This window comes from Serratia sp. NA_112.1, from assembly GCF_052691715.1.
On sequence record NZ_JBQZFO010000002.1, the window covers coordinates 206,306 to 222,207 of the forward strand.

At 57.7% G+C, this 15,902-nt stretch carries 14 protein-coding genes; 10 read left to right on the forward strand and 4 right to left on the reverse strand.

Annotation, left to right across the window (positions count from 1 at the left end; genetic code table 11):
* Positions 1-2: 2 nt before the first annotated feature.
* Both ACUTQ5_RS05305 and dpiA read right to left on the reverse strand, forming a co-directional pair.
* Positions 3-3,086 carry a beta-galactosidase gene (locus ACUTQ5_RS05305; RefSeq protein WP_445650382.1) on the reverse strand — a complete coding sequence of 1,028 codons (3,084 nt, stop codon included), beginning with the start codon at positions 3,084-3,086 and terminating at the stop codon, positions 3-5.
* A 237-nt stretch (positions 3,087-3,323) separates the two neighbouring features.
* Positions 3,324-4,010 carry a two-component response regulator DpiA gene (dpiA, locus tag ACUTQ5_RS05310; RefSeq protein ID WP_445650383.1) on the reverse strand — a complete coding sequence of 229 codons (687 nt, stop codon included), beginning with the start codon at positions 4,008-4,010 and terminating at the stop codon, positions 3,324-3,326.
* A 320-nt stretch (positions 4,011-4,330) separates the two neighbouring features.
* On the opposite strand from dpiA, the gene citC reads away from it, so the two are divergent.
* From citC to ACUTQ5_RS05355, 9 genes are all read left to right on the forward strand, one after another.
* On the forward strand, positions 4,331-5,404 hold the full coding sequence (gene citC, locus ACUTQ5_RS05315; protein ID WP_445650384.1) for a [citrate (pro-3S)-lyase] ligase: 1,074 nt from the start codon (positions 4,331-4,333) through the stop codon (positions 5,402-5,404).
* A complete protein-coding gene (gene citD / locus ACUTQ5_RS05320) occupies positions 5,401-5,709 on the forward strand; it encodes a citrate lyase acyl carrier protein (RefSeq protein WP_445650385.1) in 309 nt (102 codons plus the stop codon). Before citC ends, citD begins: the two co-directional genes overlap by 4 nt.
* Positions 5,693-6,613, forward strand: a complete 921-nt coding sequence (locus ACUTQ5_RS05325) for an aldolase/citrate lyase family protein (protein WP_445650386.1) — start codon at positions 5,693-5,695, stop codon at positions 6,611-6,613. Before citD ends, ACUTQ5_RS05325 begins: the two co-directional genes overlap by 17 nt.
* Entirely contained in the window at positions 6,613-8,118 is a 1,506-nt protein-coding gene (gene citF, locus ACUTQ5_RS05330) for a citrate lyase subunit alpha (RefSeq protein ID WP_445650387.1), read from the forward strand. Before ACUTQ5_RS05325 ends, citF begins: the two co-directional genes overlap by 1 nt.
* A gap of 4 nt (positions 8,119-8,122) precedes the next feature.
* A complete protein-coding gene (gene citX, locus ACUTQ5_RS05335; RefSeq protein ID WP_445650388.1) occupies positions 8,123-8,671 on the forward strand; it encodes a citrate lyase holo-[acyl-carrier protein] synthase in 549 nt (182 codons plus the stop codon).
* Positions 8,649-9,533: a triphosphoribosyl-dephospho-CoA synthase CitG gene (gene citG, locus ACUTQ5_RS05340; protein ID WP_445650389.1), complete on the forward strand. Its 885-nt coding sequence runs from the start codon at positions 8,649-8,651 to the stop codon at positions 9,531-9,533. Before citX ends, citG begins: the two co-directional genes overlap by 23 nt.
* A gap of 29 nt (positions 9,534-9,562) precedes the next feature.
* A complete protein-coding gene (locus ACUTQ5_RS05345) occupies positions 9,563-11,026 on the forward strand; it encodes an anion permease (protein WP_445650390.1) in 1,464 nt (487 codons plus the stop codon).
* A 164-nt stretch (positions 11,027-11,190) separates the two neighbouring features.
* Positions 11,191-12,420: a bifunctional glucose-1-phosphatase/inositol phosphatase gene (gene agp / locus ACUTQ5_RS05350; protein ID WP_445650391.1), complete on the forward strand. Its 1,230-nt coding sequence runs from the start codon at positions 11,191-11,193 to the stop codon at positions 12,418-12,420.
* A 103-nt stretch (positions 12,421-12,523) separates the two neighbouring features.
* Positions 12,524-13,219 carry a 4'-phosphopantetheinyl transferase family protein gene (locus tag ACUTQ5_RS05355; RefSeq protein WP_445650392.1) on the forward strand — a complete coding sequence of 232 codons (696 nt, stop codon included), beginning with the start codon at positions 12,524-12,526 and terminating at the stop codon, positions 13,217-13,219.
* A 26-nt stretch (positions 13,220-13,245) separates the two neighbouring features.
* Here the strand turns inward: ACUTQ5_RS05355 and rarD are convergent, their stop codons facing one another.
* Positions 13,246-14,139 (reverse strand): EamA family transporter RarD, encoded by an 894-nt coding sequence (gene rarD, locus ACUTQ5_RS05360; RefSeq protein WP_445650393.1) that lies wholly within the window; start codon positions 14,137-14,139, stop codon positions 13,246-13,248.
* Between the two features lie 140 nt (positions 14,140-14,279).
* On the opposite strand from rarD, the gene alkB reads away from it, so the two are divergent.
* Positions 14,280-14,927 (forward strand): DNA oxidative demethylase AlkB, encoded by a 648-nt coding sequence (alkB, locus tag ACUTQ5_RS05365; protein WP_445650394.1) that lies wholly within the window; start codon positions 14,280-14,282, stop codon positions 14,925-14,927.
* Here the strand turns inward: alkB and ACUTQ5_RS05370 are convergent.
* Positions 14,910-15,845 (reverse strand): LysR family transcriptional regulator, encoded by a 936-nt coding sequence (locus ACUTQ5_RS05370; protein ID WP_445650395.1) that lies wholly within the window; start codon positions 15,843-15,845, stop codon positions 14,910-14,912. The genes alkB and ACUTQ5_RS05370 overlap by 18 nt on opposite strands.
* Between the last annotated feature and the right edge of the window lie 57 nt (positions 15,846-15,902).

Consider the following 15,902-nt stretch of genomic DNA (forward strand, 5'->3'; position numbering starts at 1 on the left):
CTCTATTCTGCGCGTTTTAGACGCAGTTGATAATGGTAATGGCTGCGACTGAGCAGGTAGTCCTGATTAACGCTCGGGCTCCAGGAGTCGTCACCGCCCACCCCCATATGGAAGCCGTCCAGGCTGAGCCAGGTGCCGGCCTCCGGTTGCAGCAGGTGCTGGTGGCTGCATTCCATCAGCTGGCGCAGGCCGTAGCGGCTGAGCGAGAAGTGGAACCGTCCGTCAATGTGCCAGTCACCGTACTGCAGGCTGCGGGTCTCGCAGCGCAGGCCGTTCTCGCCAGGGAATATATACGGCGTGTGCAACTCTTCCAGCGGCAGTTGCCAGCGCCCGAATTGCGCGGCGAGGCGGCGGTCCGGGTAGTTCTCATGCGGGCCAAGCCCCAACCATTGCGCCTGTGGATGAATTTCTTTCAGTTGGCAGTTCAGGCCAATACGTGCCAGTGGCGGTAGACTGGCGGCGATATCGACGTCAACGCTGATGCTGGCTGCGCCCTGGCTGTCGAACAGCCACTGTTTGCGGCTGCGTAACAGCGTTTGCCCATCGGCTCCGAACAGGTGTTCACTCACCACCCGCACGCCATCACCAAGCAAGTCGGCCTGCAACAGCGTGCAGCGCTCTTCCAGCCGGTACATGCCTGCCAGCTTCCAGCGTTCTATCCAGGCGTTGGGATCGATGCGCTCGACTTCGCTGATGCCGATGTCGTTATCCAGCGGCGCACGGATAAAGTTATCGCGCAGTGATGTCAGCAGTTGAGGGCGCTCATGTTGCCACCATTGGCTCAGGCAGCCGTCGTGGCGCGTAAACTGCCAGCGTTGATGGCCATGGGTGATGTCGATCGTTTGCTCATTTTGGCTCAGCTGTGGTGCTGAACCGGCCGCTGTCGCTGGTGCAAAATGCAGCGTGCGTGGCACCAACCATTGGTCCCATGCGCAGCGATGGTTGGCCTCGGACCAGTCGGTAGCCTGCGGTTGCACCATTTCGACATTCAGCCACAGTTCGCCGGGTTGATGGAGCATCGGCAAGCGTTCTAGCAGTGGGAAGCTGGCGCTGCCCTGCGGCGGCAGGTTGAGATCGAAGCTGCCGCTGGCGCGCTCTGTGCCATCGAGCTCCAGCCGCCAGTTCAGCCGCTCATTGTCGGTTTGGCGGAACAGATACTCGCTGTTGACGGTCAACGTCAGCGTCTCGGCGTCGAAGGCAAACTGGAAAAATTGTTGTGCGCGTTGTGCTTCAAACAGTGCAGGGTGGGGCGTGCGGTCGGGGAATACCAGACCGTTAAGGCAGAATTGCCGATCGTTCGGCGTGTCGCCAAAGTCGCCACCGTAAGCCCAGTATGGGTTGCCGTTTTCGTCACGGCGGGTCAGTGCCTGATCGACCCAGTCCCAGACGAAGCCACCCTGCAGACGCGGATACTGACGAAATGCCTGCCAGTAGCGGTCAAAACCCCCGAAGCTGTTACCCATAGCATGAGCGTATTCGCACAGGATCAGCGGGCGATGTTCATCCGGCAGGCCGATCCACTTTTTGATTGACCACTTGGGCACGGCGGGGAATGGCTGATCCTGATCCACCCGCGCATACATCGGGCAGATAATATCGGTGGCGGCGCTGTTGGCACCCCCGCCTTCGTACTGAACCGGGCGGGTAGGATCCTGACTTTTCACCCAGCGATACAACGCGTCGTGGTTGCAGCCGTGACCGGACTCGTTGCCCAGCGACCAGATAATAATGCAAGGGTGGTTGCGGTCACGCTGCACCATGCGTGTTACACGTTCGCTCATTGCCGGCAACCACAGCGGATCGTCAGACAACCGGTTCATCGGCTGCATGCCGTGGGTTTCAATATTGGCTTCATCCACCACATACAGCCCGTAGCGGTCGCATAACCGGTACCACAATGGATGGTTCGGGTAGTGTGAGCAGCGCACGGCGTTGAAGTTGTGTTGCTTCATCAGCAGGATGTCATGGCGCATAGTGGCCTCGTCCATGACCTGACCGTGCTGCGGATGATGTTCGTGACGGTTGGTCCCGCGGATCAACAACGGCTGGCCGTTAAGCTTCAGTAGTCCATTGCTGATTTCCACCTGACGGAAGCCGACGTCATAGGCCTCCACCTCAATAATTTCCCCTTCCGGCGACAGCAGTGTGACGGTGGCGCGGTACAGCGTGGGCATTTCCGCGCTCCACAGGGCCGGGTGTTCCACTGGCAGGCGCAGGGTAGTGCGATCCTCATAGGCACCGCGTTCGTCGATAATCGCACTGCCGAATGCCTGGTTTTTTTCCCCCAGCAACTGGCTACCGCGCCATAGCTGCAACCGTACCCGGTGCTGCGCGGGCTGCTTGACGTGCACTTCCGCCACCAGTTCGCCACGGCGGAAACTGTCATACAGCGGGGTGGTGATACGAATATCGCTCAGGTGCGCGGCGGGTTTATGCAGCAGGCTGACATCGCGGAAAATACCGCTCATACGCCACATATCCTGATCTTCCAGATAGCTGCCATCGCACCAGCGCAGCACCATCACCGCCAGTCGGTTTTCACCGGGCTGCAACCAGGGACTGAGATCAAACTCAGCGGGCAGACGGCTGTCCTGTGAATAACCGACCCAGTGACCGTTGCACCACAGATAAAACGCCGAGTTGACGCCGTCAAAAATAATGCGCGTCTGACCTTCAGCCAGCCAGGCAGGGTCGACGGTAAACTGCCGCGAATAGCAACCGGTCGGGTTATGCTCCGGCACCCGCGGCGGATCGACCGGGATCGGGTAGCGGACGTTGGTGTAGATTGGCGCGTCATAACCGGCAAGTTGCCAGTTGGACGGCACTGCGAGGGTATCAGCGTCGGCCAGGTCCTGTTGCAACCAACTGTCGGGCACCGCCTGCGGCTTGTCGAAATAGCTGAACTGCCAGTCGCCGTTCAAGATTTGCCGACTCCCGCTGCTCTCATCATCACGTGCGGCATTCAGGCTGCGCCAGCTTGAGAAAGGCGGATGTGCGGCCAGTCGTTGATAGTGGGTACAGGTCGGATTTTGCCAGTCCCGGCGGGCGAGGAGGTCTTTCAGGGAAGGATGGGGCAGGCTACTCATCGGCGATCGTCCTGTCGGCAGATTATAGGGCTTCATGCCGAATAAGATGCTGATGAGTCCCCAAAAAGTAAAGCGGTTATACCCGTCATCTTTCAAGCCGCAGCGTTGTTACCTGCACTTGCTCACCCCAGTTACTTACTCGAGTAAGCGCCTGGGGATGAGCGAGCTGGGCGCCTAGCTGCAACTTGAAAGCTATAGGGTATACATGCAACCTTGCAGGGCCGATCAAATAACCGCTTATTCTGGCAGGTTGGGGCGATAAATCCGCTGCGGACGGCCCACTTTGCCGTAAATTATTTCTGCACGCAGTTGCTGGGCGGCGGTGCAAAACTCCAGATAACGGCGTGTGGTGGTGCGGCTTAACCCCATCTTTTGCGCAACGCTTTCAGCAGTGTGGCTGGTGGAAGCGTGCTCGAACAGGGCGCGGATTTTTACCAGCGTCAGTTCATCAATGCCCGCAGGTAGCGCTGCCTGCTGTTCACTGCGTGCATAGGTATTGAACATCTGGTCGATGCGCTGCTGGCTAAGTTGCGCTTTGTCTTTCAGCGCCTGGCGCCGCTGGCTAAAGCGCAGCAGCGTGTGGGCCAGACGATTATAAGCCAGCGGTTTGATCAGGTAGTCGAACACCCCGTAACGCAGCGCTTCGGCCACGGTGTCCATATCGCTGGCGGCGGTGATAAACACGACGCCACCGGCATAGCCACTCAAGGTCAATTCACGCAGTAGCTCAATGCCCTGGCCGTCGGGCAGAAAGTTATCCAGCAGGATCAGATCCGGTTTGAAGCGGTCAGTCATCATGCGCGCCTGTGCCAAGGTGCCGGCCAGCCAGATTTGCCGGCAACCGCCGTTCTGCCGGATAAATTCCGCATGCATCTCCGCCAGCGGCGTCTCATCTTCGACGATCAGTATGTTCAACCATTCCATAGGACCGCTTCCTGTTGCAATGAATATGCTAAATAAATGTAAGTAAATTGCACTATCTAATAAAGAATATCTTAGTAATAAACGCCATAAAAATAATTAAGTAAATAAAGAACATTAAATAACTTATTAACCGAAAGGTGTTTGTGAAACAGGTCAATAATTGGCTATTTTTTTCTTATTACTATTGTTTCATTAAGTTTTAGCAATGGTCTTTCGTTTTTATATTCATGGTTTTTAAAGTGTTAATCCCCCATGAAATGTTAATTGATGTTTGTTTTATGTTTTTTTTGTTGTTTGTTAGTTAAACCAGAGAGCGTGATATGTTGGGCGATGCCATATTTGACCGAGTGAAAAGATCAGATCATAAAAGTATTGCGCAGATTAATGCCTTCCTGCGGAGTAACGATCTGAATATTGATACTACGGTTGAAATATTTATTACCGTTACACAGAACGATAAATTGGTCGCCTGCGGCGGTATTGCGGACAATATTATCAAATGCGTTGCCATCAGCCCACAAATGCGTGGCGAAGGCCTGGCACTGCAACTGGCGACCGAACTGGTGAATCTGGCTTATGAACGCCACCACACCCAGCTATTTATCTACACCAAAATCCAAAATGAACCGCTGTTCCGCCAGTGTGGTTTTTATCCGATAGCCCAGGTGCCGGGCATCGTGGTGCTGATGGAAAACAGCCCGTGCCGCCTGAAGCGCTATGCCGCCCAACTGGCGAGCCAGCGGCAGCCGGGCCAGCGCATTGGCAGCATTGTGATGAATGCCAATCCCTTTACCCGTGGTCACCAATATCTGGTGCGCCAGGCGGCAGAAAAGTGCGACTGGCTGCACCTGTTTTTGGTCAAGGAAAACACCTCGCGTTTCAGCTATGAAGACCGGCGGCGGCTGGTGCTGGCGGGTACGGCAGACATTGCCAACCTGAGGGTGCATGAAGGCTCGCAATACGTCATTTCCCGCGCCACTTTCCCTTGTTACTTCATTAAAGATCAGGGTATTGCCGATGACTGCTACACCGAAATCGATCTGAAGATCTTTCGTCAGTATCTGGCCCCAGCACTGGGCATCACCCACCGTTTTGTCGGCAACGAGCCGTTCTGCGCGGTCACCGCGAAGTACAACCGTGATATGCGTTATTGGCTGGAAACCCCGACGTTATCCAGCCCGCCAGTCGCGCTGGTAGAAATTGAGCGTTTGCAATATCAGGGCACGGCGATCTCCGCCTCCTGGGTTCGCAAGCTGTTGGCCGCGGGTGATTTTCACTCCGCCGCGCCGCTGGTGCCACCGGACACCCTGTATTACCTGCAAGATTTGCAAACGCAGCGCCGGACCAAACCGGCGGCTACCCCCTTTGAATCCGCACAATCAGGTGAAAGATGAAAATTATCCGAGAAGCAATGGCCGGCACGCTGGAATCCAGCGATGTCATGGTGCGCATCGCCCCCGCCGAGGGGCCGGAACACGATCTGCTGATCGCCAGCAGCGTGGAAAAACAGTTTGGCGAAGCCATCCGTCAGACGCTGTTGCAGGTGCTGGAGCACTACCAGGTGGAGCCGGTGCAGGTGATGGTGGACGACAAAGGGGCGCTCGACTGCGTACTGCGGGCCCGGCTGGAAACCGCGCTGATGCGTGCCAGCGACAATGGCCAACTGCCGTGGGGAGCGCCTAATGAAAGCGCTGAATAAACATCGTCTGCGCCGCAGCATGCTGTTCGTGCCCGGTGCCAATGCGGCGATGGTGAGCAACGCCTTTATTTATCAGGCCGATGCGCTGATGTTCGATCTGGAAGACTCGGTGATCCTGCGTGAGAAAGATGCGGCGCGGCGTCTGGTGTATCACGCGTTGCAACATCCGCTGTATCAGGAAGTGGAAACCATTGTGCGGGTTAACGCGCTGGATTCCGCTTATGGCCTGGCAGATTTACAGGCGGTAGTCCGTGGTGGGGCGGACATTGTGCGCCTGCCGAAAACCGACAGCGCGCAGGACGTGGTGGATATGGCCCGTGAGATTGCCGTCATCGAAGCCGACTGCGGGCGCCCGGTCGGTAGCACCGGCCTGCTGGCGGCGATTGAGTCGGCGGCGGGTATTACCCAAGCGGTGGCTATTGCCCATGCCTCACCACGGCTGATCGGTATTGCGCTGGGGGCGGAAGACTACGTGCGCAACCTGCGTACCGAGCGTTCCCCGGAAGGCATAGAACTGTTGTTTGCACGCTGTTCGTTGCTGCAGGCGGCGCGGGCGGCGGGCATTCAGGCGTTCGACACGGTCTATTCCGACGCCAATAACGAAGCCGGGTTCCTGCAGGAAGCGGCGCTGATCAAACAGCTCGGTTTCGACGGCAAATCCCTGATTAATCCCCGGCAGATTGAACTGTTGCACAACTTGTATGCACCCACCGCCAAAGAGGTGGCTCACGCTCAACGGGTGGTGGATGCCGCGGCGGCGGCGGAGCAGGAGGGGCGCGGCGTGGTGTCGCTCAACGGCAAGATGGTCGACAGCCCGGTGATTGAACGCGCACGGCTGGTGCTGCAGCGTGCGGCGCTTTCCGGTATCCGCGAAGCCTCGGTTCAGCATGGAGAGGAAGCATAATGAAACGCCAACAACGACTGATGACCCTGAAGAACCTGGCGGATTTGCGCTGCTATCAGGCGTCCTCCAAGGCTAACCAGCAGGCGAGCAAACCCCGTGATATCAAACGCTGTGACACGCTGGAACAGGCGGTGCGCCGCAGCGGGTTGCAGGACGGCATGACCATTTCTTTCCACCATGCGTTTCGCGGTGGCGATCTGGCGCTGAATCAGGTGATGGAAACGCTGGCGGCGATGGGGTTCCGCAACCTGACGCTGGCTTCCAGCTCGCTCAGCGAATGCCATGCGCCGCTGGTCGGCCATATCCGCAACGGGGTGGTGAGTCGTATTTATACCTCCGGCATGCGCGGACCACTGGCGGACGCCATCTCACGTGGGCTGTTGGCCGAACCGGTGCAAATCCACTCCCACGGTGGTCGGGTCAATCTGATCGAGTCCGGTGAATTGAGCATCGACGTTGCTTTCCTCGGGGTACCTGCCTGCGATGAGTTCGGTAATGCCAATGGCTACAGCGGCGAAGCCTGCTGCGGCTCACTGGGTTATGCCAGAGTGGATGCCGATGCGGCAGGCACCGTGGTGGTGTTGACCGAGGCGATTGTGCCTTATCCGCATCATCCGGCCAGTCTGGCGCAGGATCGGGTGGATCTGATTGTTCAACTGGAGCGAGTGGGCGACGCCGACAAGATTGGTGCCGATGCCACGCGTATGACCTCCAACCCGCGTGAACTGCTGATTGCACGCCGGGCCGCCGAAGTGATCGCCGGTTCCGGCTACTTTACCGAAGGCTTCTCGCTGCAAACCGGCACCGGTGGCGCTTCACTGGCGGTGACGCGTTTTCTGGAGGACAAAATGCGCGCGCGCGGCATTCGCGCCGGTTTTGCGCTGGGCGGCATCACCTCAACCATGGTGGATTTGCATGAAAAAGGGCTGATCGCCCGCTTGCTGGACGTGCAGAGCTTTGACCGTGCGGCGGCGATGTCACTGGCGCGTAACCCCAATCACATAGAAATCAGCGCCAATCAGTACGCCAACTTCAGTTCGAAGGGCGCTTCGGTCGACAGGCTTGACGTGGTGGTCTTGAGCGCGTTGGAAATCGACACCGGTTTTAACGTAAACGTGCTGACCGGCTCTGACGGCCTGCTGCGCGGAGCTTCCGGTGGTCACTGCGATACTGCAGCGGCGGCGCGGCTGGCGATCATCGTGGCGCCGCTGGTGCGTGGGCGCATCCCAACGCTGGTCGAGCAGGTCACCACCTGTGTCACGCCTGGCTCCAGCATCGACATTCTGGTTACCGATCATGGTATTGCCGTTAACCCTGCGCGGCCGGAGCTGGCGCAAAGGCTGCAAGAGGCTGGTTTGCCGGTGGTCAGCATCGACTGGCTGCGTCAGCGGGCGCTGCTGCTGACCGGTGAACCGGCACCGATCGTCTTTACCGACAAGGTGGTGGCGGTAGTGCGCTATCGCGATGGGGCGGTGATCGACGTGGTGCATCAGGTGGCGGAGTAATCCTATGGCTAGCGTCCTTCCCGAACTGGCCGCCAACCGCGCAGTCAGCCTGCCGGAATTGCTCACCAGCCGTGAATGCCGTCAGGCACGCCAGCAGGCATGGCTGGCGCAGCATCAGTCCACCTTGCTGGTGCTGACGCTGGTGGTGCCCGGCGCGGTAAAAGACAGCGCGCTGACGCGCAATATCTTCAACCTGGGCTGGCAGGCGCTGCAGCAAATGTGGGGCGAACAGGGTTGGTACTGCCTGCAGGTAGAAACGCTGGCGCTGTCGACCGGCTGCGAGGGTTTTGTGGCGCTGCAGGCCGACGCCCAGCGGGTGAAAGACTGCGCCATCGAGTTGGAAGTGCAGCAGCCGATTGGCCGACTGTGGGATATCGACGTGCTGGACTCTCATGGACGCATTTTGTCGCGCCGCGATCTGGGGTTGGCGGAACGTCGCTGTCTGCTGTGCAGCCAACCGGCCAAACTCTGCGCCCGCCAACGGCAGCACAGCAGTGAACAGCTACTGCAGGAAATGGAAAGGATGCTCAATGATGCACTCACTCCCCGCTGAACCCGTCAAGTTTGCCCCGCAAACAGTAGTCGGTGACTTTGCCCATGCTGCCTACCGCTCGCTGCTGGTGGAAGTGAATCTCACCCCAAAACCGGGACTGGTGGATCGCCACAACAACGGGGCTCATCGGGATATGAACCTCGGTCATTTTTACCGTAGCGCCCGCGCCATCGGCATCTGGTTGCCACGTTTTGTCCGCCAGGGGCGTGACGATGCCTTCCGTCCGGCAGCCGAACAGCTATTGCGGTTGCGACCGCTGGGGCTGGCCTGCGAAAACCACATGTTCCAGGCCACCGGCGGCATCAACACCCACAAAGGCAGCGTGTTTTCTCTCGGCCTGCTGTGTACTGCCTTCGGCCGTCGTTACCAGCAACAACAACCCATTGACGCCAAAACCTTGTGCGCCGAGGTGGCAAGCATGTGTCACGGGCTGGTGGCGCGGGAACTGTATCAACACAACGCGTTGCAGACTGCCGGGCAGCGACTGTTCGCCGAATATGGCCTGAGCGGCGCTCGCGGTGAGGCTGAGTCCGGTTTCGCACTGGTGATTAACGGTGCGCTGCCGCTGTATCGACAACGGCTGATCGCCGGTTGTGATGAGCAGACGGCGCTGATGGACAGCCTGCTGTGGTTGATGGCGCACAACGACGACACTAACGTCGCTTCGCGCGGCGGCATCAAAGGATTGCACTGGTTGCAGCAACGCGCCGCAGAGTTGTTGTCCCAGGGCGGGGTGCAGGGCGAATGGGGTATGGATCGCCTTCGGCAGTTCGACGCCGAATGCATCACGCGCAATCTTAGCCCAGGCGGTAGCGCCGACCTGTTAATCGTCACCTGGCTGCTGGCGCAATTACCCAACTAAAAACAATAACCCGTCTTCAGGAGAATTTTATGTCCGAAACCAAGGAAAAAATCTGGAAAGCGCTGGCACCGTTGCTGGTGTTGGTGATCCTACTGTGGATACCCACGCCCGACGGCATGCCGCCGCAGGCCTGGCGCTATTTCGCCATCTTTGTGGCGATGATTGTCGGCATGATCCTGGAGCCGATCCCGGCGACGGCGATCAGCTTTATCGCCGTAACCCTCAGCGTGCTGAGTGCCAACTGGGTACTTTTTGGCGCACAGGAACTGGCGGAGCCGGGCTTTAAGGCCGGTAAAGAAGCTTTGAAGTGGGGGCTGGCGGGGTTCTCCAGCACCACCGTGTGGCTGGTATTCGGTGCCTTTATCTTCGCGCTCGGCTACGAAGCTACCGGGCTGGGGCGGCGTATCGCCCTGTTCCTGGTGAAGTTTATGGGCAAGCGGACCCTGACGCTGGGTTATGCGGTGGTGATCATCGATATCCTGCTGGCGCCATTTACCCCTTCAAATACCGCGCGTACCGGCGGTACTGTATTTCCGGTGGTGAAAAACCTGCCGCCGCTGTTTGACTCGTTCCCCAACGACCCGTCCTCGCGCCGTATCGGTGGTTACCTGATGTGGATGATGGTGGTCGGTACCAGTATCAGTTCCTCGATGTTCGTCACCGGTGCCGCGCCTAACGTGCTGGGGATCGAATTCGTCAGTAAAATCGCCGGGGTGCATATCAGTTGGATGCAGTGGTTCCTGGCCTTTCTGCCGGTCGGTCTGCTGCTGTTGATTATCGCGCCGTTGATCTCCTATTACCTGTACAAACCGGGCGTGACCCACAGCAGCGAAGTGGCGACCTGGGCCAATACCGCGCTGGGGGAGATGGGCAAGCTGACGGGCAAGGAATACAAACTGATTAGCCTGGTGCTGCTCAGCCTTTGTCTATGGGTGTTTGGCGGCAAGGTGGTGAACGCCACTACGGTTTGCCTGTTGGCGGTCTCATTGATGCTGGCGATGAACGTGGTGTCGTGGAAGGCGATCACCCAATATTCCAGCGCCTGGAACACGCTGGTTAATCTGGCGACGCTGGTGGTGATGGCTAATGGTCTGACCCGTTCCGGCTTTATCGACTGGTTCGCCCAGACCATGAGCACCCATCTGGACGGTTACTCGCCGAATATGACGGTGATGGCGCTGGTGCTGGTGTTCTACTTTGCCCACTACCTGTTTGCCAGCCTGTCGGCGCACACCGCCACCATGCTGCCGGTGATCCTGGCGGTGGGTAAAGGGTTGCCAGGGGTGCCGATGGAAGAACTCTCGATGCTGCTGGTGCTGTCGATCGGTATCATGGGCGTGTTGACGCCTTACGCCACTGGGCCGGGGGTGATCATCTACGGCTGCGGCTACGTGAAGTCGAAAGATTACTGGCGGATGGGCGGTATTCTCGGCGTGGTGTATATCGCCGCGTTGCTGTTGATCGGCTGGCCAATCATGCGTTTGTGGCTGTAAGTTCTTGGGTTAACGGCGGCCATCTGCGGATGGTCGCTGGGCAGACCTCTCCTTGTGATACCCATCACACACTTTCCTCGTTAACCTCGCCATCATAACCACGCCATCATAACCACGCCAAAGCTAACACATTAAAAATAATCATATTCCTGGAGTCTCTGCGGATGAAAAGAAAAGCCTTATTGCTGTGTTTGCCGTTATTAATCACCGGGACTGCCCTGGCGGAAACCAACGACTATCAATTAGATCAGGTACTGGTGATGAGTCGCCATAACTTGCGTGCGCCGCTGGCCAATAACGGCAGCGTGCTGGCACAGTCCACCCCCAAAACCTGGCCGGCCTGGGACACGCCGGGTGGCCTGCTGACCACCAAGGGCGGGGTGCTGGAAGTGTATATGGGCCACTATTTTAACGCCTGGCTGAAACAGACCGGGGTTCTTCCACAGGAGGGTTGCCCGACGGCCGGCAGCGTTTATGTTTATGCCAACAGCCTGCAGCGCACGGTGGCCACCGCGCAGTTCTTTACCAACGGCGCTTTCCCCGGCTGTGACATCAGCGTGCATCATCAGGACAAAATGGGGGAGATGGATCCGACCTTCAACCCAATTATCACCGACAACAGCGACGCCTTTAATCAGCAGGCACTGGGGGCGATGAACCAGGAGCTGGCCTCGCTGAAACTGGATGTGGCCTATAAACAGTTGGAAAAAATCATCGATTACAAAGATTCCAGCAGTTGTAAAACCGACAAGCACTGTGACCTTACCAAAGAGGCCAGCAAAATGAGCGCGGTGCCGGGCAAAGAACCGGGTGTCGCCGGCCCGCTGCGGGTGGGGAACTCGCTGGTGGACGCCTTTATGCTGCAATATTACGAAGGTTTCCCGATGAAAGACGTGGCCTGGGGGAAAATCACCACGCCGCAGCAATGGAAACAGTTGGCGCAGTTGAAAGACGGCTATCAAGACTCGCTGTTTACCTCGCCGGTAGTGGCGCAGAACGTGGCCAAGCCACTGCTGACCTACATCAACGGCGTATTGATCGGCGAGCGCAAGCCAGACTCACCCAAAGTGACGGTGCTGGTGGGACATGATTCCAATATTGCGTCCTTGCTGTCGGCGATGGAATTCCAACCATACCTACTGCCGCATCAATACGAGAAAACGCCGATTGGCGGCAAGCTGGTGTTCCAGCGCTGGCACGACAAGAAAAACGCTCACGACCTGCTGAAGATTGAGTACGTCTATCAATCCACCGATCAGTTGCGTAATGCCAGTCCGTTGACGTTGAAAACCCCGCCACAGCGCGTGACGCTGGCGCTGAAGGGCTGTCCAGTCGATAAACAGGGCTACTGCGCCTGGAGCGACTTCGAAAAGACCATGAAAGGCATTCTGTAATCTTGTCATCCCTCTCCCTCGATTGCGTGGGAGAGGAATAATCATTGTTGTCCATGGATACGGCGTCTAAAATTACCGCTTACAAATCCAACATGGACGACAAGTGTTCTCTTCCTTTATTCCTACTATTGAATGGCTGAACCTGGATGACTACTCAGGGCAGATTGCCCGTTGCCGTTTTTCTTTGGCCGATTATCAGGACAGCTGTTTCGACGAAATCGGCATGACACTGCCTGAACATTTGGCTCGGGCGGTGTCAAAGCGGCGGGCGGAGTATCTGGCCGGGCGCTACCTGGCGCGGGAGTTGCTGGCGCCGCTGGGGTTTGCGGATTTCACTTTGTTACGCGGGGAAGACCGTGCGCCGCAATGGCCGCAGGGTATTGCAGGGGCGATTAGCCATAATGCGGATACCGCGCTCTGTGCCGTGCATCGGGAGAACGGGCTGGGTGGCGTGGGGCTGGACGTTGAAACGTTAATCCCCAGCGCACGGGCCGAGGAACTGTGGGGCGCTATTGTCAGCGAGGCGGAGTGTGATCAATTGCGTGCTCAACCACAGGCATTTAACCAGTTGTTGACGCTGGTATTCTCCGCCAAAGAAAGTCTGTTCAAAGCCTTGTATCCGCAGGTGCGCAGCTATTTTGATTTTCTCGACGCGCGTGTCGTGGCGATTGATCCACAGCAACAGACCTTTGCCTTGGAACTGCTAAAACAACTCACGCCGCATTGCTACGCCGGACGCCGTTTTAACGGCCGCTACTGGCAGCAAGGTGACGATGTCACAACATTTATCTTTTTATAAATCAATATAATAAATAAATGACACTGTCACTTCCCTAACAAAACCCGCCGCCGACGCAACAGATGGCGCGCACCTTCCGATACCAGCAACAGCACCGCCAGCCAGATCGGAATATAGGTCAGCCATTCGTCCCGGCCGATGCTTTCGCCGAGTAACAGCGCCACTATCGCCAACAGTACCGGTTCCACATAGCTCAACAGGCCAAACAGGCTGAATGGCAGCAGACGACTGGCCAGGATATAGCACACCAGCGCAGCGGCGCTGAGCACTCCCAATAGCGGAACTTGCCAATAGAGAGCCGGGCTGATGCTCAGCGCGGCCAGCGGCCCATCACCACCGAAGGCGAACCAGGCGGCCACGGGTATCATTAATGTCAGTTCACACCATAGTCCGCCGAGATTATCGGTGCCGAAGCGTCGACGCAAAATAAAGTAAACCGGGTAACCCAGCGCCACCACCAGCGTGGCCCAGGAGACGCCGCCTACCTGATACAGCTCATTACCAACGCCGATAATCGCGCAGCTGACCGCCAGTTTTTGCAGCAGTGAAAGCCGATCTCGGAAGATCAATCGCCCCGCCAGCACCATGGTAAGCGGCAGCAGGAAATAGCCCAGTGACACTTCCAACGCTTTGCCGTGCAGCGGCGCCCACAGGAACAACCACAGCTGAACCCCCAACAGCGCCGAACTCAACGGCAGAAACAGCAGGCGGCGCGGCCGTTGTTTTATCCAGTGCAGCGTTTCACAGACTTTGCGCCAGTCGGCGGAATACAGCATAAACAGGGTCAAAAACGGCACCGTCAGTAGAGTGCGCCAGCCAAACACCTGCTCGCCGTCGAGCGGCGTAAGAGTGGAAGTGTAGTAATACATCACGCCGAACAATATCGAGGCGATAACGGAAAGCGCTATTCCTTTAATCACAGACTGTCCTGAAAAGTTATTGATTTTATTGCCGTCCACTCTAGTGAAGTTTGGTGCTGACAACAATGCCGCGTATCACACTGGACAATCGGCAGTGGCGGGTTAAAATAAATACTGTGTATTAATACAGGTATTATGCGATGACCGTCGATCTTTTTGAAGACTCGGTGCCGCCGCCGTGGCGGGAGCAGATCGCCCCTGGTGCGGTGGTGATGCACGGCTTTGTGCGCGATCACGGCCCGGAGCTGCTGGCGGCAGTGAATGGCGTGATCGCCCAGGTGCCGTGGCGGCATATGACCACGCCGGGCGGTCACGTGATGTCGGTGGCAATGAGCTGGTGCGGCAACGGCTGGAGTAGTGACAGCCGGGGTTACCGTTATTCCGAACGCGACTCGCGCAGCGGAAAACGCTGGCCGCCGATCCCGGCTATTCTGATGGCGCTGGCGGATGAGGCGGCGCAACAGGCGGGTTTTGCTCCTTTCGTGCCGGATTCCTGCCTGATGAACCGCTACGATCCGGGCAGCAAGCTATCGCTGCATCAGGATAAGGACGAGCATGATTTTGGTTCACCGATCGTGTCAGTGTCACTGGGGCTACCGGCGGTATTTCAGTTTGGTGGTATGCAGCGCAGCGATCGCGCCCAGCGCATCCCCTTGGCACACGGCGACGTGGTGGTGTGGGGCGGCCCGTCACGGCTGTGTTTTCACGGTATTATGCCGATCAAAGAGGGTTATCATTCGCTGGTGGGGCCACACCGCATTAACATCACGCTACGTAAGGCGCTTTAACTGAGGCTCTTTTGCCAAACAGGCAACCAGATAGTCGATAAACACCCGCAGCTTGGGCGGCAAGTGCTGGTTGGGGCCATACAGCAACCACAGGCCGCCGTGGTAGCTACTGAGAAAGTCCCATTCCGGCAGCACTTGCACTACTTCACCGCTGTCCAGCGCCTGTCTGGCTGTAAAGTATGGCAGGCTGCCAATGCCAATGTGTTGTTTCACCGCATCCAGCCGCACGCCGGTATGATTGGCGGCATAACGCCCGTGTACGTTTACCGTCACCGATTTACCGTCTCGTCGGAATTTCCAGCGGGCGTCGCTGGGCGTTTCCCCCAGATAGATACAGCTGTGCTGCGCCAAATCCTGCGGGTACTGCGGCGTGCCGTGTTGCGCCAGATACCCGGGGGTGGCGCACAGCAGGTGTTCGATAGTCATCAATTGGCGGCCGATCAAGCCGGGAGAAGGGCGTTCGGTAATACGCAGCGCCAGATCGACCCTATCGTCAATCAGGTCCATATAACGATCTTCCAGCCGCAGGCGAACGTCTACCTTGGGGTAACGGCGTAAAAACGCCGGTATGTGCGGGTGTAACACAAAGCGACCCACCGCCTTGGGGACGCTGACGCTGACCAGTCCTTCAGGTTCCACTGCCCCGCAGCCGCTGAACGCCATGACCGAGTTCGCCGCGTCTAACATGCTGCGACAGCGCAGAAACACCTCTTCACCTTGTTCACTCAGGCGTAGCTTACGCGTGGTGCGGTGCAGCAGTTGCAGCGCCAACGCCTGTTCGAGTTTGGCCACGCTACGGCTGGCAGCAGAAGGGGAAGTGCCCAGTCGACGGGCAGCGGCGGAAAAACTGCCGCTCTCCACGACCTGAACAAAAACGGCCATTTCGGCCAGCAGTGCATGAGAGAGATTTGTGCTCACAGCGCAAAGGTCCATTGTATCTTTGATGAATTATGCTTTGATTATGGCATGAATATA

Coding starts and splice junctions, on each gene's coding strand:
- citD (WP_445650385.1), top strand. CDS start 5,401: ATGAAAATTATCCGAGAAGCAATGGCCGGCACGCTGGAATCCAGCGAT.
- agp (WP_445650391.1), top strand. CDS start 11,191: ATGAAAAGAAAAGCCTTATTGCTGTGTTTGCCGTTATTAATCACCGGG.
- citG (WP_445650389.1), top strand. CDS start 8,649: ATGATGCACTCACTCCCCGCTGAACCCGTCAAGTTTGCCCCGCAAACA.
- citF (WP_445650387.1), top strand. CDS start 6,613: ATGAAACGCCAACAACGACTGATGACCCTGAAGAACCTGGCGGATTTG.
- citX (WP_445650388.1), top strand. CDS start 8,123: ATGGCTAGCGTCCTTCCCGAACTGGCCGCCAACCGCGCAGTCAGCCTG.
- citC (WP_445650384.1), top strand. CDS start 4,331: ATGTTGGGCGATGCCATATTTGACCGAGTGAAAAGATCAGATCATAAA.
- ACUTQ5_RS05325 (WP_445650386.1), top strand. CDS start 5,693: ATGAAAGCGCTGAATAAACATCGTCTGCGCCGCAGCATGCTGTTCGTG.
- dpiA (WP_445650383.1), bottom strand. CDS start 4,010: ATGGAATGGTTGAACATACTGATCGTCGAAGATGAGACGCCGCTGGCG.
- ACUTQ5_RS05305 (WP_445650382.1), bottom strand. CDS start 3,086: ATGAGTAGCCTGCCCCATCCTTCCCTGAAAGACCTCCTCGCCCGCCGG.
- ACUTQ5_RS05345 (WP_445650390.1), top strand. CDS start 9,563: ATGTCCGAAACCAAGGAAAAAATCTGGAAAGCGCTGGCACCGTTGCTG.
- alkB (WP_445650394.1), top strand. CDS start 14,280: ATGACCGTCGATCTTTTTGAAGACTCGGTGCCGCCGCCGTGGCGGGAG.